Raw genomic sequence first — 20408 nt, 5'->3', positions numbered from 1 at the left:
GAGCATTAGCCTATGAACTATGTCTCAGGAAATCGAAATCGGGCTCGGCAAAAAGGCCCGCCTTGCATATTCACTCGATGATGTAGCCATAGTACCTTCACGTCGAACTCGCGATCCGGAAGATGTTTCCACATCCTGGCAGATAGATGCCTATGAATTCGGCATCCCCGTTCTTGGAGCTCCGATGGACTCGGTTATGAGTCCACAGACGGCCATTGCACTGGGTAAGCTCGGAGGCCTTGGTGTGCTTGACATGGAAGGTCTCTGGACACGCTATGAGGATCCGTCTTCACTGTTGCAAGAGATTTCCGAGCTGCCTGCCGACAAGGCTACTGCAAGGATTCAGGAAATCTATCGCGAACCCATCAAGGCTGAGCTGATCACAGAGCGCATTCAGGAGATTCGCAAGGCGGGGGTGACCGTGGCCGGTGCGCTTTCTCCACAGCACACGCAGGAATTCACTGCCACGCTGATCAAGGCCGGTGTCGATCTGTTCGTCATTCGCGGCACCGCCTTGTCTGCCGAACACGTGTCTACCAACCACCAGCCCTTGAATCTGAAGAAGTTTATCTATGAACTTGATGTTCCTGTAATCGTTGGCGGTGCCGCAACCTACCAGGCTGCCTTGCATCTTATGCGCACGGGTGCCGCCGGAGTGCTTGTAGGTTTCGGGGGAGGCGCCGTTTCGCCTACCAGAACGACCATCGGAGTCCACGCACCAATGGCGACATCCATAGCAGACGTTGCCGAGGCACGTCGTGACTATCTTGACGAGTCGGGCGGACGCTACGTTCAGGTTATTGCCGATGCCGGAATGGGCACGTCAGGGAACTTCGTCAAAGCTCTGGCCATGGGGGCCGATGCAGTGATGCTGGGAGCTCCTCTTGCCAGATCGAGCGAAGCACCTGGCAAGGGCATGCATTGGGGGTCAGAGGCTCATCATGAGACGCTCCCGCGAGGCAATCGCGTCGAGGTGGGCACCGTTGCACCGCTTCAGCAGGTGTTGTTCGGTCCAAGCCATCAGGCAGATGGTGCCACGAACTACATCGGTGCTTTGCGTAGGGCCATGGCTTCGACTGGCTATGTCGATGTAAAGAACTTCCAACGCTGCTCCGTCGTCGTCACGCCTTACCAGCACATCTGAACGGACGAGGGTCGTTCCTGAAACATCCATAACCCGCTCCTGTAAAGATGGCGATGGGTCTGTTCTCAATCTGCGACAGACTCATCGTCATCTTGACGACTTGTCAAAACTCTGAGATGCTCAATCTACCTATGACGCGCACAGCGAATGCTAGTAGTTGAGGACAAGTTATGGATGCTCCCACCAAAGATGCACAACCGGTAATAACCGGACCATATGTTGGCAAGGTCCGCATCGTCGCGACCATGAAGCCAATACCGATACGCATCGCGCGCTGCATTCCCTCCACCATCAGCAACGAGGAATGCTATCAACTGGCAGTCGTCGCCTGCCGCAACGCATGCATCGCCATGGATGTGGTCCGTCATCGCCTCGATGCCAAGATGCTGGAGCGCTATCTCAAGCCTGAACTGATTCGACGGCTGCTCACCTTTTCCAATCTTCTGCATCAGTCACGACCGAAGAAGGGTTTCGTGAGGGACGAGCTCAGACATATGCCCGTGGTGCCGCAGCATATTCATGGCTTGCTGGTAGGGCCGGAAACCTATGAGGTGTCGGTCTGCTTCAGCATAGGAGACAGCCATTATTGGGCGAATATCGTGCTGCAGGTCGAACGTGGCCGATGGAGGTGCTCCTTGTTGGATATCGGGTAGTGCACGTCCACGATTCTGGCCTGGTTCTATAGTGGTATCCATGTTGCGAGAATTCACCGTGAAAACTAACCGACCAACGACGGACGACGATACTGTATATTCGTTGCTGCGCAATCGCAGCAAACGCGATCCCGAAGATGTGATCGCTCAGTGGCAGGACGAGAATACCAGGGCTTGGCACGATGTCAAGGCAGAGCAGATGCTTGACCGGGTGCGCCAGGTTGCCAAGGGTTTGCTTGCCTTGGGAGTGGTCAAGGGAAGCAAGATCATCATCTATTCCGCCACGAGCTATGACTGGGGGATAGTCGACTTTGCGTGTGCGGCTATTGGTGCTGTAAGCGTGCCGATCTACGAAACCGATTCGAGCAAGCAGGCGGCTGCAATAACCCAGGCCGTGGATCCCGTCGTCGCGTTTGCCGGCGACAACGATCACACGCAGATCATGGAACAGGTTCGCCTCGACGACAACAAGCTGAAATTTGTCTTTAACTTTGAAAATGAAGGCCTCAATGCCGTCAGCGACTTCGGCAGGGCAGTTACTGACGAAGCTCTCGACAAGAGCATCGCAGACGTTCATGCGGATGATCTGTTGACCATCGTGTACACTTCAGGTTCTACGGGCAAACCCAAGGGAGTCATGCTATCGAACCGGAACTTCGTCCATATCGTCTTTGCCGGATATGAGGCGTTGCCGGACATGCTGGCTGCACCCACCAGGTTGCTGCTCTTCCTTCCTTTGGCCCATTGCTTTGCCCGCTATATTCAATATGTATGCATCGGGGCACAGGGCGTCGTCGGGTATGTTCCCAACGCCAAGCATCTTCTGGCCGATCTGCGCAGCTTCAAACCGACATATCTGCTCGGTGTGCCGCGAGTATTCGAAAAGGTTTACAACGCAGCATCGCAGAAGGCAGGAACCGGATTCAAAGGCCGGCTCTTCGCCAGTGCGTTCAAGCATTTCGTGCAATGGTCAAAGGACGAGCAGGAGAGTGGCAATCATGGCGTCATCGCGCAGATGCGTCATTCCTTCTATATGCGTACGGTGGGTTCTTCGATTCGTTCGGCGCTTGGTCCGAACCTGAGCTATCTGGCATGCGGCGGAGCACCAATGAATGCCGATCTGGCGAACTTCTTCAACGGATTCGACGGCATAACCTTCATCCAGGGGTATGGCATGACCGAAACGGCTGCGCCATGCTGCGTCAATGGCGAGCATGACAATATCGTCGGATCGGTAGGTCGTCCTGGCCCAGGCATTTCCGTTCGCATCGCCGATGATGATGAGCTCCTCGTCAAGGGACCGAACGTATTCGTCGGATACTATGGTCAGCCGGAGCTGGCACAGAACACCGTCGATGCCGATGGATGGCTGCACACCGGAGACTTGGCTCAGCTCAACGACGAGGGCTTCGTGTTCATCACCGGGAGAAAGAAAGACATCATCATCACTGCAGGAGGCAAAAACATCAGCCCCGCTCCCATGGAGGATACGATTGCATCGTGCCCCATCGTGTCGCAGGCAGTGGTTGTAGGCGACGGAAAGCCTTTCATAGGCGCTTTGGTCACGCTCGACCCCGACATGCTGAAGAACTGGCTGACATCGCAGAAACTGGATGCCTCGATCACCATGGCTCAGGCGGTAAGCAACGAAGCGGTTCGATCGTATATCCAGCAGTTTGTCGATCAGGCCAACAGCAGCGTCTCTCGGGCGGAATCGGTAAGAAAATTCCTGATTCTGGACGAGGACTTCACGCAGGAGCGCGGTACGCTCACTCCTAGCATGAAGGTTGTGCGACCACAGGTGCTTCGCCAATACGAGAATCTGATCGACAAGGTGCTCTATGCTCCAAGACCTGGCCAGCCGAGACCCGTCCCCGCGTCTGCAAAGCTGATGGAACGAGCTTCCGAATCGATTTCACCGCTCGTCAATAAAGCCCACGACAATGCCATGCCGCGCATCAACGAAATGCTCGGCAGCCTGGACCGTGCGCGCAGCAATGTGTCTGATTCCCTTGCTAACGTTTCTGAGAGAATTCGTTCTCAGGCCGAGCAGGACTCCTCTGCGGACACTGAGCCTTCATCCCATGAAGAAGGCTTTGATGCGCATGATGGCAATGCTCAAGGCTCTGATATCTAAGTTTCAGGAGCAGTTTTGGCAATTCGTGACATTCGTGTGGTTCCCGATCCGATTCTTCGTACCGTCTGTGACTCAGTGCAGTCCATAACGCCCGCCATCGAACGGTTGGTGCGGGATTTGCTGGATACGGTCAATGATCCTGGCAGAGCGGGGCTTTCTGCGAATCAGATCGGTGTGCCCTTGCGCATCTTCTCGTTCAATATCGACGAAGAACTTGGCTACGTCATCAACCCCGTGCTGGAGGAGACTTCGGGCGAACAGATTGGTGCCGAAGGGTGTCTCTCTTTGCCGGGATTGTGGTATGACACGCGCCGTGCCGAATTTGCACGCGTGCGAGGCATCGACTTGTCAGGCGGCGAAATCACCGTTGAAGGCCATGGCATCAAGGCGAGAATGCTGCAGCACGAATGTGACCATCTTGATGGCCACGTCTACATTGATCGTCTGGAAAAGGACGTGCGACGCAAGGCGTTGCGAGAGCTTCGCTCGCATGCCCATTGATAGCCAATGCGGATAGCCAATGCTGGCGACGGCTCATGATAGTATGTAGATTTGTGTGTCGATGAATCGATAGGCAGTCGCAGGCTCTATGGATTCGAACTTTTCCTAGAAATGACACACGACATCGCGTCATGTCGGCGACGACCTGTGTCGGTCGGCCTCTTCAGGTTGCACTCAGGTTCGCATGACCAGGCAATAACCGACAATGAAAGGTATCTATCATGGCACAGATCACCATGAGCGAAATGCTCAAGGCTGGCATCCACTTCGGACATCAGACACGTCGCTGGGATCCGAAGATGAAGCAGTACATTCTCACCGAGCGCAACGGCATTCACATCATCAATCTTTTCAAATCGCTCGATTTGATCGACAAGGCTTATGACTTCATCAAGCAGACCGTTGCCCACAATGGCACCATTCTGTTCGTTGGAACCAAGAAGCAGGCCCAGGATGCAGTCAAGACCCAGGCAACCCGCGTGAACATGCCCTATGTTTCCGAACGCTGGCTGGGCGGCATGCTCACCAACTTCCAGACCGTCACCAAGCGCGTCTCCCGTCTCAAGGAACTTGAAGAGATGGACTTCAATGACGTTCACGCTTCCGGCCTGACGAAGAAGGAACTCCTGCTGCTTGAGCGTGAAAAGGACAAGCTCGAGAAGCAGCTCGGCGGCATTCGCAACATGAACCGCACTCCTTCGGCTCTGTTCATCATCGACATCAACAAGGAAGCTCTTGCCGTGCAGGAAGCGCACAAGCTGCACATTCCTGTCGTTGCACTCGTCGACACGAACACCGACCCTGAGACTGTAACCTATCCAATCCCTGCAAACGATGACGCCATTCGTGGCATCGAACTGCTCACTTCACTGATGGCTGATGCCGTTGCCGAGGGTCTGCTGGAGCGTTCCGGCAAGGCTGCCAAGGCTGAAGAGACCGCAGAACAGCCGATGGCAGCATGGGAGAAGGATCTTCTTCAGACTCCAGAAGGCGAGAAGACCGCAGAAGGTGCAGAAGGTGCAGCTGCCGCTGACAAGACAGATGCAGCACCTGCAGCAGAGCCAAATCAGGAAGCAAAGGCCGAGTAGTTTCGGCATCAGGAACTTGCATTCCGGTCGCAGTGCGTCAACGCTGCGACCGGCAAGTTATCACAGAGGAGAGTTTCTATGGCAAAGATTACTGCCGCACTCATCAAAGAGCTGCGTGATGCGACTGGCGCCGGAATGATGGACGTCAAGAAGGCGCTCACCGAAGCTGAAGGCGATGTCGCACGAGCGAAGGAAATCATTCGTGCCAAGGGCATTCAGGCTGCTGGAAAGCGCGAGGGCCGCAAGGCTCAGGAAGGTCTGATCGCATCCACCGTTACTGACGCTGCCGATGGTCAGGTCGCTTATGCCGTCGAGTTGAATTCAGAAACCGACTTTGTTGCCAAGACACCACAGTTCGTGGAATTTGGAGACGAAGTCGTTGCCGATGTCGCCAAGGCCGATGCCAAGACACCGGAAGACGTGCTCAAGGCTGCCTCGAAGTCTGGCACCGTCAACGAGACCATCGAAGAGGCCGGAGCCCTGTTCCACGAGCATGTCAAGCTTGGTCAGTTCGCTCGCGTCGCAGGTCCACACGTTGAGATCTACGCGCATCACAAGTCCGTCGAGCTGCCTCCTTCAATCGTTGCTGTAGTGGCAACGGATGAAGCAGGAGCTTCCATCGCTCATGAGGTCGCCTTGCAGATTTCTGCCATGAGCCCCAAGTGGTTGCGTCGCGAAGACGTTCCTGCCGATGTCGTCGAGACAGAGACTCGCGTGGCCACGGAGAAGTCACAGGCTGAAGGCAAGCCTGAAAAGATCATTCCGCGTATCGTGGAGGGTCGTTTGAATGCCTTCTTCAAGGAGACGGTGCTTCTGGAGCAGGAATATGTCAAGGACACGTCCAAGACAATCGGTGACCTGTTCAAGGCTGCCGGTGCACAGGCCGTTGACTTCGCACGACTCGAAGTGGGCAAGGGCGAAGAGTGATTTCGTAGTGCATGGCATGTAAGCCGCCTTTGTTGGCATTGCTTGTCATACATGAATCAGTAATGCGAAGGACGGTGAGCCTGGCAGTTGTCAGGCTCACCGTCCTTCGCTTTGCATTGCTCAGCTGCCCATATTCAGCTGCTTGCTGCACTGCAATGTCGCAGTTCACCGATAGCCTGATATACGGTTAAAACGGCTTGCGAGGCAATGAAAGGCTTCAAATGACCTACGATGACGTGCCTGAGAGTGATCAGGATACAAGCAAAGCAACGGTAGAGCCTAGACGAGTGTTACTGAAACTCTCGGGTGAAGCATTTGGTGGGGGAGCCGTTGGCGTTGACACCACGGTGGTAAGCCGTATCGCTTCAGAAATCGCCATTGCCGTGAAACATGGAGTTCAGGTGGCCATCGTTGTGGGCGGCGGCAACTTCTTCCGCGGTGCCCAACTCAGTCAGGCAGGAATTGAACGTTCCCGCGGTGATTACATGGGTATGCTCGGCACGGTTATGAACTGTCTTGCCCTGCAGGACTTTCTCGAGCAGGAGGGTCAGGCCACTCGCGTGCAGACGGCAATCACGATGGGTCAGGTCGCTGAACCCTACATTCCGCAGAAGGCGATTCGACACCTGGAAAAGGGTAGGGTCGTCATTTTCGGTGCCGGTGCTGGCATGCCTTACTTCTCAACCGATACGGTTTCCATTCAACGAGCCTTGGAAATCCACTGCGCCGAAGTGCTGATGGGCAAAAATGGAGTCGAGGGCGTGTACACCGCTGATCCTCATAAGGATGCTTCCGCGAAGATGTTCACACGGTTGAGCTACAAGCGTGCGCTGGTTGACAATCTCGCCGTTATGGATGCTGCCGCACTTTCCATGGCACGTGACAACAGCATGAAGATTCGTGTGTTCGGACTTGAAAAGTCAGATAATGTCACCAAGGCATTGCAGGGTGCAACGCTGGGCACATTGGTGTGCGATCAGGAATCAGTAACCGAGTAATCAAGAGCTAAGGAACTCATATGGCAAATATCGTAGATCAGGCACAGGCTCAGATGAACAAGTCTGTCGAATCAACCAAGGAAAACTTCGTAGGCATCCGCACGGGACGAGCCAACCCAGCCCTCCTCAACGGAATCACCGTCGACTATTACGGTTCACCAACGCCGCTCAAAGCCGTGGCTTCCATCGGTGTTCCTGAACCAAGGACCTTGGCCGTCACTCCGTTTGATGCATCTCAGGCCGCTGCCGTGGAAAAGGCCATCAGGGATTCGGATCTGGGTGTCAACCCGAATCGCGATGGCAATGTGATTCGAGTCACGCTTCCTGAACTGACCGAGGATCGTCGCAAGGATTATGTCAAACTCGCCAAGAGCAAGGCTGAAGATGGTAAGATCGCCGTACGCAACATTCGTCGCAAAACCAAGGAAAGCATCGAGACATCGGTCAAGGATGGCAATCTTGGCGAGGACGAAGGCAAGCGTCTGCAGAAGGAGCTGGATACCGTCACCAAGAAGATCTCTGACTCCATCGACGATTTGCTTGAAGGCAAGCAAAAGGAAATTCTCGAAGTCTAAAAGTCCTCATGACGTTGCGGAAACCATTGTTCGAATACGAAGTGTTAGACCATGCAGAACGAAACTGAAGATGCGCTGAAGGCGATCAACAAGCGCACCGGGCGCAACATGCCCCAAGCTGTTGCTACCGGCGCGCTTCTGGTGATCATCATTCTTGCGTGTCTGGTGATAAAAATCGATGTATTCGTCATGCTCATCGCCGTATTCATGGTTCTAGGTCTGTGGGAGCTACGCGTCGATTTTGCAACGGCAGGTCTGCACATACCATTCATCACGCTTTCCGTCTGCTCGGTTGCATCGATTCTGCTGACCTTCTATGCTCCACGACCATTGATTGCAATGGGCCTGAGCATCATGCTCACTGCACTGCTCGTCGTGATTTCAGCCACGGTGCGGCTCACCTTCGGCACTCGGGTTCCCATGGCTGTGGCTACCAAGCTGTCGGCTTCCGAATCAGCCGCACGTTTGGAATCTTCATACAACCACGACAATGCGATAACGTCGAAAGGCGCTTTTTCGAACGTGGGAGTTTCGCTCTTCACCGTTGCTTACATACCGCTGCTCGCATGCTTCCTCATTCTTCCACTGCATATGCAGCGCTTGAACATCGTGAATGCGTGCATGCTGGTATTTCTGCCTGCCCTGAGTGACATTGGAGGCCTTTTCTTCGGGGCCTTGCTGGGCAAGCATAAGCTTTCGCCGCGAATCTCACCGAAGAAGTCATATGAGGGATTGATTGGGTCGATGCTGTTTGCCATGATTGGTGCCTTCGTGGCGGTAGCGACTACCTTTGATGCGTCATTATGGAGGACCCGATGGTGGGTGCCCATCATGCTGGGAATTCTTGTTGGAATTGTTGGCACCTTCGGCGATCTCTGCGCATCGATGCTCAAAAGAGATCTTGGCCTCAAGGATATGGGCCATCTGCTCAAAGGACACGGCGGTGTGCTCGACCGTGTTGATTCCATCTTGATGTGCGCGCCCTTCATCGCTGCAGTTCTGATACTCGCACTGCAATAATGCACGGCATCGATTCGCCAGCGGCGTCATATGCGCGTCGCATGTTATGAGTAGTCTGAAACAACAACTGATACCGTCTCAAGCACGTTGATGAGGTGCAGGCTCTTGCAGAACCTGTAGACGATTCACCACGGTTACACACGAGGAGCACGAAATGTCGCTTGCCATAAGGGTTATTCCCTGTTTGGATGTTGATGCTGGAAGAGTGGTCAAGGGCGTTCACTTTGAAAATCTCCGAGATGCGGGCGATCCTGTCGAACTCGCCGCGGAATACTACCGTCAAGGCGCAGACGAACTCACCTTCCTTGATGTGACGGCATCATCCTCGCACCGCAATACCATGATCGATGTCGTGACTCGAACGGCAGAGCAGCTATTCATTCCGCTCACGGTGGGCGGAGGTGTGCGCAGCATCGAGGACGTTGATTCTCTCCTGCGCTGCGGAGCTGACAAGATTGGCGTGAACACGGCAGCGATCAACAATCCTCAACTCATTTCCGACATTTCCAATCGCTTCGGCAGCCAGGTGATCGTGCTGTCCATCGATGCCCGACGCGAGCAGGGCACGCAGCATACGCAATCCGGCTTCGAGGTCACGACCATGGGTGGTCGCAAACGCACCGGCATCGATGCGCTCTGGTGGGTCAAACGTGCGGAGGAGCTGGGAGCTGGGGAAATGCTGCTCAACTCGATGGATGCGGATGGTACCAAGAATGGCTTCGATCTTGAGATGATTGCCGCAGTGCGCAAAGAAGTCAGCATCCCGCTCATTGCCAGCGGCGGTGCGGGCAAGGTCGAGGATTTCCCTCCTGCCGTAGCCGCAGGTGCCGATGCCGTGTTGGCAGCATCCGTGTTCCATTATGGAATCATCACCATCGCGCAGGTAAAACATGCCTTGCACGATGCTGGGTATCAGGTCAGATAGGAATCACCGTGAGACACTTCACTCCATTTCGATGGCAAAACTCTAGACTGTACAGCAATTGAAACACGAAGCATGAGTAGCCCGGCACGGTGCCGCTCGCATGAATCAGGGTGTGAATACATTGAAGGAAACCACGCAACATACAAGCGATGTGCAATATGACAACTCCGACAGTCTGGATCCACGCATTCAGCAACGGCTGAAGCATGACGCGAAAGGTCTCGTTGCCGCCGTCATTCAGCAATATGACAGCAAAGAAGTGCTGATGGTCGGATATATGAACGATGAAGCCGTCCGTCGCACATTGACCACAGGCCGAGTAACCTTCTGGTCTCGGTCGCGTCAGGAATTCTGGCGCAAGGGCGACACATCGGGACATGTGCAGTATGTCAAGGCCTTCAATCTTGACTGCGATGGCGATGCCATTCTTGTCGAAGTCGATCAGGTCGGAGCAGCATGCCATACGGGCGCACGTACATGCTTCCTTTCCGGTGGACCTTTACCCGTTGTCGTTGGAACGCGCAGTAACGAAGAGAAGAGTGTCTGATGAGCAATGCTGAACGGCCAGGCAATGACGTTCCCAACAGAGATGAACGAGCTTCCCATGACCCTCGCTGCAGTGTCAAGAATCTGCAATGGGGCTCAACATGGCCAGATCGCGACGAATTCCACCGTCTTGCCGATGCCGGATACCGCATCATCCCGATTGTCAGGAGATTGCTCGGGGACACGCTGACACCGGTCGGCTTCTATGAGCGGCTTGCCCACGGTCGAAGTGGCAGCTTCATCCTCGAAACCGCCGATCATGCCGGTTCATGGAATCGCTACTCGTTCATTGGCGTGCATTCCATAGCGCAGCTGCGCTCAAACCAGGGTGAGGCGGACTGGCTCGGACGAGTGCCAGCCGGAGTTCCGCAGCATGGCTACGTCATCGATGTCGCACGCGAGACGCTGAATATTCTCAAGGCTCCAGAAGTGGACGGACTTCCCAACCTGACCAGTGGACTGGTCGGCACCGTCGGCTGGGATGCAACGCGTCACTGGGAGAAGAAGCTTCCCCACGATGCGGTAAACGAAACCGGTCAGCCTGAACTCGTGCTCGCACTGGCAACCGACATTGCCGTAGTCGACCATTTCAGCGGATCTGTCTGGATGATTGCCAATGCAGTCAATATCGACGACCGGCCAACACGTGCGGATGACGCTTATGACGAGGCTGTCGCTCGGCTCAATGCCATGCAGAACGATGCAGCGCATCCTGCCCAGTCAGTGGCATACATCGGTAGTATTGATGCAGCTAAGCCCAGACCCAAGCTCAGGTTCCGCACAGCCAAAAGCGATTACGAGCAATGGGTTGCAAGGGCACAGCAGCACGTCATCGATGGTGACGCATTCCAGGTGGTGATATCGCAACGACTTGATCTTGATGCCCCTTCACGGCCATTCGACATCTATCGGGTGCTGCGCACGCTCAATCCCAGCCCTTATATGTACTTCTTCGCCTTGACGGATGCTCAGGGCAGGGATTTCAATGTCATCGGTTCCAGTCCGGAAACGTTAATCAAGGTGGACCGTGGTCAGGCACTGACCTTCCCGATAGCTGGCTCTCGTCCCAGGGGTGCAACCCCTGAAGAGGATCAGCGTCTGGCCAAGGAACTGTTGGCCGATCCAAAGGAGCGCAGCGAACATATCATGCTGGTTGATTTGGCTCGCAACGACCTTTCGCGTGTCTGCGATCCTTCGACGGTGAGCGTCGTCTCGCTGATGGACATCAAGCGATTCAGCCATATCATGCATATCGCTTCGACAGTAACCGGAAAGCTTTCACCGGGTGCATCGACCTTTGATGTGTTCACCTCGGCATTCCCTGCAGGGACGTTAAGCGGGGCTCCGAAAACGAGCGCCATCAGCATCATTGACCATATCGAAGGCATTGATCGAGGCATCTATGGCGGCACGGTCGGTTACTTCGACTTTTCTGGCAACATGGATATGGCCATAGCGATTCGGACCGCTTTCATTCGAGATCATAAGGCGAGCGTGCAGGCTGGTGCCGGCATCGTGCTGGATTCGGTTCCTGAAAACGAATGGCAGGAAACACGCAACAAGGCAGAGGCATCCGTCGAAGCCGTGCAGATTGCGGCACAGTTGACGCAGATCTAATGGTCTGCAAGTGAGTCCAATGACCAGTGAGTGCAATGAACTGCAAGACGTGATTACTGCCAGACATGACATGTGTGAGACATACGGTCTCCATAAAGAAGTTGCAAGAACATTGAGTGGAATAGCGAGGTGAATGATGTCAGTCCTAGATGAATTGGTCGCAGGAGCGTTAGCTGATCAGCGCGAACGTGAGGCCAGACTTTCCTTGACCCAGCTTCAACAGCAGGTGAGGAATATGACGAGCACGCCCTTGGATGCCACTCGATGGCTTCGACAGCCTGATTCCATTCCCATCATCGCTGAAATCAAGCGTGCCTCGCCATCAAAGGGTCATCTTGCCGATATCGAAGACCCTGCAGCATTGGCATTGCAATATCAGCGCGGTGGTGCAAGCGCCATTTCGGTGCTCACCGAGCGTCGTCGCTTTCTGGGAAGCTTTGATGACCTCGATGCCGTGCGGCAAGCGGTACAGATTCCCGTGCTCAACAAGGACTTCATCGTCACCCAGTACCAGATATGGGAAGCCCGGGCGCATGGCGCGGATGTGGTGTTGCTGATAGTCGCTGCCCTCGAAGATGACAAGCTTCGCGAACTGCTCGAACTGGCACACTCGCTGGGTCTCAGTGCGCTTGTCGAAACTCATACTCGCGAAGAGATCGATAGGGCAGTGGCAGCCGGAGCGAGAATAATCGGCATCAATGCACGCAATCTCAAAGATCTGTCCGTGGATGTCACCAAATACAAGGCTTTGGCTGCCAAGCTGCCTGAAAACGTCATCCGCGTTGCCGAATCAGGCGTGTTCGGTATCAAGGAACTCGACATGTATGCCAGAGCAGGTGCAGATGCCGTTCTGGTCGGAGAAGGAGTTGCGACTGCTGGCGATCATGAACTTGCCGTCAGTCGACTCGTTGAAGGAGGAAAAGTCGTGAAGCAATCAGAAAGTCTGCCGCTCAGTACCCATGAGGGTCCATATTTCGGACAATACGGTGGACGATATGTCCCGGAGGCTTTGATTCATGCCCTTGACGAGCTTGAAAACGTATACAAGCAGGCAAAGGCTGATCCAGAGTTCCATCAGGAGTTCGCTCGACTGTCCAAGCAGTATGTTGGGCGCCCATCGGCATTGACCGAGGCACCTCGTTTTGCGAAGCTCGTCAGCGACAAGGTGAGCGCTCCGGTACGAGTATTCCTCAAACGAGAGGACTTGAACCATACCGGGGCTCATAAGATCAACAACGCACTCGGACAGGGTCTGCTGGTCAAGCGCATGGGCAAGCATCGCGTCATCGCTGAGACTGGAGCAGGTCAGCACGGCGTTGCCACAGCTACCGTGTGTGCCCTGCTCGGTTTGAAGTGCCGCATCTACATGGGTCAGATCGATGCACGACGTCAGGCCTTGAACGTAGCTCGCATGCGCATGCTTGGTGCCGAGGTGGTCGAGGTGACCCAGGGCACGCGCATTCTGAAGGATGCCATCAATGAAGCGTTGCGCGACTGGGTAACCAACGTTGAAGACACGCATTATCTGCTGGGAACTGTCGCCGGACCGCACCCGTTCCCCACCATGGTGAGGGACTTCCAGAAAATCATTGGAGAAGAGGCAAAGGAACAGCTGCAGGATGACTATGGCATCGAACATCCCGATGCGGTGATTGCCTGCGTCGGCGGAGGTTCCAACGCCATTGGCATCATGAACGCATTCCTCGATGACGAACGAGTTCGGCTCTATGCCTATGAGGCTGGTGGCAACGGCCCTGAATCAGGCGACCATGCCATTCGGCTGACCGAGGGAACCGGGCAGCTCGGCGTATTCCAGGGCGCTAAATCCTATCTGCTTGAAAATGCCGAAGGCCAGACCTTGGACACCTATTCGATTTCAGCCGGACTTGATTACGCTTCGGTTGGACCAGAACATGCATGGCTGAAGGATATTGGCAGGGTGCATTACGATTATGCAACCGACAAGGAAGCCATGAGCGCGTTCTTGGATCTGTCTCGCAGCGAGGGCATCATTCCGGCGCTCGAATCATCTCATGCCGTGGCTGGTGCGTACAAGGCTGCGCAGGATCTGATAGACAAGGGTGTAGAAAACCCCGTGCTTGTCGTCAACATTTCTGGTCGAGGCGACAAGGATGTGGCAACTGCCGGAAAATGGTTCGGCTTCCTTACCGATGAACAAAGCAAGGCTCTGGATGCCAATGGCGCCCACGGCAACAGCGTTGATGGAGAAGAGTGATCGACATGACTGACACACACAAGGGCTTCGAATCGTCACAAGCTGCCACAGCACCTGCTGGCGCACCTTCTGATGCTCGTCATACTCAACCACTGGGGTTCACCAACACGCCGAGCAAGACCGCATCGAGGCTGCAGACGCTGGCTGACAAGAATTCACCAGCATTCATCGCCTACCTTCCCTACGGTTTCCCTGATAAGGAATACTCGCTGAAGGCCTTTGAGACGCTGGTCAACCATGGCGTCGATATTGTGGAGATCGGTTTGCCATACTCTGATCCGGTCATGGATGGTCCAGTCATCCAGGCAGCCTCTCATATTGCCTTGGACAACGGCGAGCACATCGCCGGAGTTTTCGACGCGGTCGAAACCGTCGCGAAGGCCGGTGGCGTGCCGCTGATCATGAGCTACTGGAATCTGATCTTCCATTATGGTGTCGAACGCTTTGCCAGAGATTTTTCGAATGCGGGCGGAGCTGGACTGATCACACCTGATTTGATACCCGACGAGGCAGGGGAGTGGATTGAAGCTTCGGAGCGCTACGGTCTGGATAGGGTATTTCTGGTGTCGCCGGATTCCACGGCAGACAGGCTTGCCATCGTGGCCAACAATGCTCGTGGCTTCGTCTATGCGGCCTCGCGCATGGGCGTGACTGGTGAAAGGACCACGATATCGTCCTCACCTGAACTGCTTGTCGAACGCACACGTCAGGCAGGTGCCGACCATGTCTGCGTGGGTATCGGCGTGTCCACCCCGGAGCAGGGCGCCAAGGTGGGCAGCTATGCCGATGGCGTTATCGTAGGGTCTGCCTTGGTGCACCAATTGCTGGATGACACGGGCAAGCATGTCAAGCCTCAGGAACAGGGTCTGGCCGATCTGGCACAGACGACACGAGCATTGGCCGATGCGATACATACAGCGCGAGGCTAGACTTCGAGCTTGTCTGCAATCCCTGTGTGAGCATGCACGCTCTCGGAACTTCATAACAGTCAATTGAATGGGGAGTCATGAACTTAGCCTATATTCCGTCACCGTCGATTTCACAGTTCTCGATCGGACCGCTGACCATACACTTCTATGCCTTGACCATGCTGGCGGCCATTGTCGTCGCTGTATGGATAGCAACCGTGCGTTGGAAGAAAGTTGGCGGCATCGGCGATCAGATTCTTGACATCGCCCTGTGCGCGGTTCCTGCCGGCATCGTAGGAGCGCGAATCTATCACATCATCACCACTCCTGAACGTTTCTTTGGCCCAACCGGTGATTGGGTGGACATGTTCCGCATTTGGAATGGAGGGTTGGGCATCTGGGGAGCGGTCGTGCTGGGAGCTCTTGCCGCATGGGTATGGTGCAGGCATCGTCACTATCCCATGGCTCTCCTCAGTGATGTGATCGCACCAGCCCTTCTGGTGGCACAGGCCATCGGTCGCCTGGGCAACTGGTTTAACCAGGAACTCTACGGTGCGCCAACGCCATTGCCATGGGGACTCAAGCTTAACGTCACCGGCACGGCCATAGGTGGCAGCGAACTGTGCTATGACGGTTCCTCATGCCCAACCGGGACCCTGTTCCAGCCGACGTTTCTGTATGAGATGATATGGAATCTCATTGGTGCCGCGCTTATTCTCTGGATCGGCCGCAAGGCTTCGAAGGTGCTCAAGGCGGGTTCTCTGTTTGCCATATATGTGATGTGGTACACGGCGGGTCGCACCTGGATTGAAATGCTGCGCATAGATTTCGCACACGAATTCCTCGGTGTCCGCATCAATGTATGGGTATCCATGGTCTGCTTCATTCTCGGCGTGTTCGCCTTCATCCTGATTCAGAGATACGGTAAATCCACGGATCTGTTGTCCGAGAAACTGCGCACCGTCACCGAACTTGAGTCACGTGAACAGGGGGACTCAACTTCGACACACTCACCAAAGCCAAGTGACACCGGCACAAAGCCGAAGGCGGACGAGGCTGCTGCGTCGCGGATCGACTCATCTGAAAGCCATGACAGTGGTGACTCGCAGACGAGCGCGAAATCGGACGAAACGTCATCCGAGAAGCATGAGTAGGCTTGACACGTACTCGCTCGTCTTTCGTATTGCTTAGAATGGATGATATGAATATTCAGATAGCGCCAAGCATTCTTTCCGCCGATTTTGCAAACCTCGAACGTGATATTCACGCAATAGACCATGCCGATATGGTTCACGTCGATATCATGGATCATCATTTCGTCCCGAATCTGACCATGGGTGAACCCATTGTCGAGAGAATCTGCCAAGTGACCGATCTTCCAGTCGATGTTCATCTCATGATTGAGGATCCAGATCGTTGGGCACCAGAATATGCGAAGCTTGGCGTCAGCTCGGTCTCCTTCCATATGGGAGCGACCCACGCCCCCGTTCGCCTTGCTCACCAACTGCATGACATGGGTGTCAAGGCCTGTTACGCCGTGCGGCCGGCAGAAGCCGTCGAACCAATCTTCGACATTCTTGACGAATTCGACATGATCCTGATCATGACCGTCGAACCTGGCTTCGGAGGTCAGAAGTTCCTCACCAGTCAAGCCCTCAAGGTTCGACGCCTTCGCGATGAAATCACCCGTCGTGGCCTGAGCACGCATATTCAGGTCGATGGAGGTGTGAGCACGTCCACGGCTCATATCGTCGCCGAGGCAGGTGCCGATGTTCTTGTCGCGGGTTCGGCAGTATACGGTTCGTCAAATCGTGCGAAGGCAATCGATACCATCAGGGATCTTGCACAGGCAGCATACAAGGATTGAACTCGCCATCACCGGTGAGTTGTATTCGTATCACAGACAAGTATTTGTATTTGATTTGTATTTGGGAAAGTCAGCATGAAGACATTTGAATCATTGTTCAAGGAACTCTCAGAGAAGTCGGCCTCCAAGCAGGAAGGATCGCTCACAGTAGGGGAACTTGCCAAGGGAACGCACTTCATCGGCAAGAAGATCATCGAAGAAGCAGGGGAGACCTGGATGGCCGCCGAATACGAAGGTGCAGACCGCACTGCCGAAGAAATGAGCCAACTGCTGTATCACGTGCAGGTCATGATGATCGATCGTGGCATCAGCATCGAAGACGTGTACAAGCATCTGTGATTCTTACAGGCAACCATTTCAGAGAGAATGTGTGAGCACATTCAAAGAAGCAGCCGCATAGGGTTACGCAAACAATGCGTTTCAGACTGTGCAGAGGAGGATTGATGTTAAGAATCGCAGTGCCAAACAAGGGAATGCTCTCGCAGCCATCATGGAGCATGCTGGAAGAGGCCGGATACAGACTGAGAACGAATCCGCGTCAACTGGTCGTCGAGGACCATGACAACGATATAGAACTGTTTTATCTGCGTCCGCTTGACATTGCCGTATACGTGGGGCGTGGAACCGTCGATGTCGGCATTACCGGCCGTGACCTACTGCTGAATTCAGGCACGGCCGCAGTCGAACATCTCAAGCTCGGATTTGGCGCGTCAACATTCCGTTTTGCCTCACCCGAAGATTCAGACATCAAGGAACTCGCTGACATCAATGGCAAGCGGGTCGCCAGCTCGTATGACAAGCTTGTCGGTGACTACCTCAAGGAGCGTGGCATCGATGCTGAGATCATTCACTTGGACGGTGCCGTCGAGTCTTCGGTGCATCTGGGCGTCGCTGACCTGATTGCCGACGTGGTTTCGACGGGAACGACGATGCGCAATGCAGGCCTGAGAATTTTCTCCGATCCGATTCTGCATTCCGAAGGCATTCTCATACGTTCCCCTCGCGTCAAGGTTGACGATGAACGCATGATCAAGTTCAGCCGCAGGCTGCAGGGAGTGCTCACCGCCCATCATTATGTCTTGATGGACTACGATATTCCCACAGAGAAGGTTCAGGAGGCAGTCGATATCACTCCTGGCTTCGAGTCGCCAACCGTTTCACATCTGCATGACAGGCAGTGGTCTGCCGTGCGTGTGATGGTCCCTAAGGAAACCGTGAACGCCTTGATGGATAAACTCTATGATGTTGGAGCGCGTGCCATTATAGTAACCGCACTGCAAGCATCGAGAATGTGAGTATGACCTCCCAGGACCCCACAATGGAAAGCAAATACAGCCCCGAAGCCAAAGACACGATTTGGACGATTCCCAATGCGATCAGCCTGATGCGCATCGCATGCATTCCGTTCATCACAGTGCTGGTGTCTCACCGGCATCTGGTGCTTTCACTGCTGCTTATCTTTGTGTCGGCCTTGTCTGACGGCATTGACGGCTACATTGCCAGGCGTTTCAATCAGGTCAGCAAGGCGGGTCAGATGCTTGATCCGATTGCGGATCGCATGCTGATTTTCTTCACCATCCTTGCCTTGGGCGTGTCGCATATCTTGCCGTGGTGGCTGCTCATTGTCGTAGGACTGCGTGATCTGCTGATGGCTGGACTCATACTCATTCTTGCGCAATATGACTATGGTCCACTGCCAGTTCATTTCGCTGGAAAGACTGGCACGGCTCTGCTCATGCTGGGCATTCCGGCACTGATCGTCGCCGATGCCTGGCCCGGTTCGATATTTCGCATTCTTCATCTCCTCTCTCTCGCAGTCGTACTGTGGGGCGTGTTCTTCTACTGGTTTGCAGGCATCCTCTACATTCGTCAGGGAATATCACTGATGCGCGAAGAACGACGTCATGAATGATCAGCAGCGCCCCAAGTCCTTTGCAGTCGGTCCAGGCAGAATGCCGTACCATCGCAGAGTCGTCTTCTCGAGCAGTGTCTCGCTTCTTGCCGAAAGGCATGTAGACCGGCTGCCAGATACGGTTTCGGACATCCGCAACCGTCGCAGAAGGATTGACGATGAATCACTGCGCCTCATCGATGACCTGACCAACCGTTCGCTTGACCCGATGTTCAGCGATGCCACATTGGTTCATGATCAGCGAGGACCATTGCAGGTATGGATGTCCAGACTGCTGGTATTTCTTATATGCCTCGCCGTTGGATTGGCTGGATCGGTGATCGTTCGCGAACTGCATGCCGATCCGAGGAGCAAGATTCGCGAGAAGCTCATATCCCAGGTCGAATCTGAAACCAAGGAATACAATACGATGAACGGTCAGATTACCAAGCTCCGCAGTCAGATAGACTCGCTCTCCGCTCAGGTTGGCGGCGACAGCAACGATCCAACCGTCGATGCGGACAATCTGCTCAATGGATTCACGAAGGTCGAGGGTGACGGCATTTCGATCAGCCTTGCCGATCCCATAGCAGCGACTGGCGCAGCAGGATCCAACGATACCGACAACGACAATATTCGTGTCATCACTGACATCGACCTCCAGCAATTCGTCTCTAGACTGTGGGCCTCCGGTGCGGAAGCCATCTCCATCAATGGCTATCGAGTAGGTGTCCAGACTTCCGTGCGCACGGCAGGCACCACGATTCTCGTTGGACTCAATTCCATACAAAGTCCCTATACGATAACCGCCATAGGCGATGCTGACACCCTGAAAGCTGACATGAGCAGCTCTGAGCAGAAGGGATTCTATGGCACGCTGAACAAGGCGGGAATCCATCCCCAGCTGTCGAAAGAGCATATGATTACGATGAACAGCAGCGCTGGTACACCTGATTTGTCATATGCGAAAAGGAGCGAATAGCATGGCCGCAGTCATAGGTTTAATCGCAGGCGTGGTTTTTGGAATCTTCTTGCAACCCGACATACCCATCGTCCTGCAGCCATATCTGCCGATCATGGTCGTTGCTGCCCTCGATGCGCTGCTGGGTGCGGCACGCTCATTCTTCGAACGAAGCTTTTCTGACAAGGTGTTCGTCATTTCCTTCCTTTCGAACGTCATCACGGCAACCCTGCTGGTGTTGCTCGGCAATCAGCTTGGTGTCGGATCGCAGCTTTCCACAGCGGTCATCGTAGTGCTCGGCATTCGTATCTTTTCCAATGTTTCTGCCATACGTCGATTCATCTTTAAGGGCTGACCATGGCACAAACACATCACGAACATTACGAACATTACGTACAGCATGGCCGTCGAGAG

The 20408-nt window shown here is 54.5% G+C and carries 21 protein-coding genes; all 21 read left to right on the top strand.

Annotation, left to right across the window (positions count from 1 at the left end; genetic code table 11):
* Positions 1–19: 19 nt before the first annotated feature.
* The 21 genes from QN215_RS05520 to QN215_RS05420 all read left to right on the top strand — a co-directional run bounded on the left by QN215_RS05520 (position 20) and on the right by QN215_RS05420 (position 20349).
* The gene (locus tag QN215_RS05520) at positions 20–1144 is read left to right on the top strand and encodes a GuaB3 family IMP dehydrogenase-related protein (protein ID WP_369343357.1); all 1125 of its coding nucleotides are present in this window, start codon (positions 20–22) and stop codon (positions 1142–1144) included.
* Between the two features lie 170 nt (positions 1145–1314).
* Complete coding sequence (locus QN215_RS05515) at positions 1315–1797, top strand: Rv3235 family protein (protein ID WP_369343356.1); 483 nt, start codon at positions 1315–1317, stop codon at positions 1795–1797.
* Between the two features lie 40 nt (positions 1798–1837).
* Positions 1838–3934, top strand: a complete 2097-nt coding sequence (locus tag QN215_RS05510; protein WP_369343355.1) for a long-chain fatty acid--CoA ligase — start codon at positions 1838–1840, stop codon at positions 3932–3934.
* A 15-nt stretch (positions 3935–3949) separates the two neighbouring features.
* Positions 3950–4435, top strand: a complete 486-nt coding sequence (gene def, locus QN215_RS05505; RefSeq protein ID WP_369343354.1) for a peptide deformylase — start codon at positions 3950–3952, stop codon at positions 4433–4435.
* A gap of 221 nt (positions 4436–4656) precedes the next feature.
* Complete coding sequence (gene rpsB / locus QN215_RS05500) at positions 4657–5523, top strand: 30S ribosomal protein S2 (protein ID WP_369343353.1); 867 nt, start codon at positions 4657–4659, stop codon at positions 5521–5523.
* Positions 5524–5601: 78 nt separating this feature from the next.
* Positions 5602–6450: a translation elongation factor Ts gene (tsf, locus tag QN215_RS05495; protein WP_369343352.1), complete on the top strand. Its 849-nt coding sequence runs from the start codon at positions 5602–5604 to the stop codon at positions 6448–6450.
* A 221-nt stretch (positions 6451–6671) separates the two neighbouring features.
* Positions 6672–7448, top strand: a complete 777-nt coding sequence (gene pyrH, locus QN215_RS05490) for a UMP kinase (protein ID WP_369343351.1) — start codon at positions 6672–6674, stop codon at positions 7446–7448.
* Positions 7449–7468: 20 nt separating this feature from the next.
* Positions 7469–8023, top strand: a complete 555-nt coding sequence (gene frr, locus QN215_RS05485; RefSeq protein WP_369343350.1) for a ribosome recycling factor — start codon at positions 7469–7471, stop codon at positions 8021–8023.
* Positions 8024–8074: 51 nt separating this feature from the next.
* Positions 8075–9043, top strand: a complete 969-nt coding sequence (locus tag QN215_RS05480; RefSeq protein ID WP_369343349.1) for a phosphatidate cytidylyltransferase — start codon at positions 8075–8077, stop codon at positions 9041–9043.
* 154 nt (positions 9044–9197) lie between these two features.
* Complete coding sequence (hisF, locus tag QN215_RS05475) at positions 9198–9968, top strand: imidazole glycerol phosphate synthase subunit HisF (protein WP_369343348.1); 771 nt, start codon at positions 9198–9200, stop codon at positions 9966–9968.
* Positions 9969–10068: 100 nt separating this feature from the next.
* The gene (gene hisI, locus QN215_RS05470) at positions 10069–10515 is read left to right on the top strand and encodes a phosphoribosyl-AMP cyclohydrolase (protein ID WP_369343347.1); all 447 of its coding nucleotides are present in this window, start codon (positions 10069–10071) and stop codon (positions 10513–10515) included.
* Positions 10515–12131, top strand: coding sequence for a chorismate-binding protein (locus QN215_RS05465; RefSeq protein ID WP_369343346.1), 1617 nt, complete (start codon positions 10515–10517; stop codon positions 12129–12131). The genes hisI and QN215_RS05465 overlap by 1 nt, the downstream gene beginning before the upstream one ends.
* Before the next feature lie 136 nt (positions 12132–12267).
* A complete protein-coding gene (gene trpB, locus QN215_RS05460) occupies positions 12268–14367 on the top strand; it encodes a tryptophan synthase subunit beta (RefSeq protein WP_369345078.1) in 2100 nt (699 codons plus the stop codon).
* Positions 14368–14372: 5 nt separating this feature from the next.
* On the top strand, positions 14373–15296 hold the full coding sequence (gene trpA, locus QN215_RS05455) for a tryptophan synthase subunit alpha (protein ID WP_369343345.1): 924 nt from the start codon (positions 14373–14375) through the stop codon (positions 15294–15296).
* Positions 15297–15373: 77 nt separating this feature from the next.
* Positions 15374–16429, top strand: coding sequence for a prolipoprotein diacylglyceryl transferase (lgt, locus tag QN215_RS05450; RefSeq protein ID WP_369343344.1), 1056 nt, complete (start codon positions 15374–15376; stop codon positions 16427–16429).
* Positions 16430–16476: 47 nt separating this feature from the next.
* The gene (rpe, locus tag QN215_RS05445) at positions 16477–17142 is read left to right on the top strand and encodes a ribulose-phosphate 3-epimerase (RefSeq protein WP_369343343.1); all 666 of its coding nucleotides are present in this window, start codon (positions 16477–16479) and stop codon (positions 17140–17142) included.
* 75 nt (positions 17143–17217) lie between these two features.
* On the top strand, positions 17218–17481 hold the full coding sequence (locus QN215_RS05440) for a phosphoribosyl-ATP diphosphatase (RefSeq protein ID WP_369343342.1): 264 nt from the start codon (positions 17218–17220) through the stop codon (positions 17479–17481).
* A gap of 104 nt (positions 17482–17585) precedes the next feature.
* On the top strand, positions 17586–18437 hold the full coding sequence (gene hisG, locus QN215_RS05435) for an ATP phosphoribosyltransferase (RefSeq protein WP_369343341.1): 852 nt from the start codon (positions 17586–17588) through the stop codon (positions 18435–18437).
* 2 nt (positions 18438–18439) lie between these two features.
* Positions 18440–19054, top strand: a complete 615-nt coding sequence (locus QN215_RS05430; RefSeq protein WP_369345077.1) for a CDP-alcohol phosphatidyltransferase family protein — start codon at positions 18440–18442, stop codon at positions 19052–19054.
* Positions 19047–20015, top strand: a complete 969-nt coding sequence (locus QN215_RS05425; protein WP_369343340.1) for a DUF881 domain-containing protein — start codon at positions 19047–19049, stop codon at positions 20013–20015. The genes QN215_RS05430 and QN215_RS05425 overlap by 8 nt, the downstream gene beginning before the upstream one ends.
* Before the next feature lies 1 nt (position 20016).
* A complete protein-coding gene (locus tag QN215_RS05420) occupies positions 20017–20349 on the top strand; it encodes a small basic family protein (RefSeq protein ID WP_094693133.1) in 333 nt (110 codons plus the stop codon).
* The last annotated feature ends 59 nt before the right edge of the window (positions 20350–20408 follow it).

It is taken from the genome of Bifidobacterium sp. WK041_4_12, assembly GCF_041080795.1.
Classification (GTDB): Bacteria; Actinomycetota; Actinomycetes; order Actinomycetales; family Bifidobacteriaceae; genus Bombiscardovia; species Bombiscardovia aquikefiricola.
Note: the sequence above shows the minus strand (reverse complement) of the source record. Positions and strands in the feature narration are given on the sequence as shown.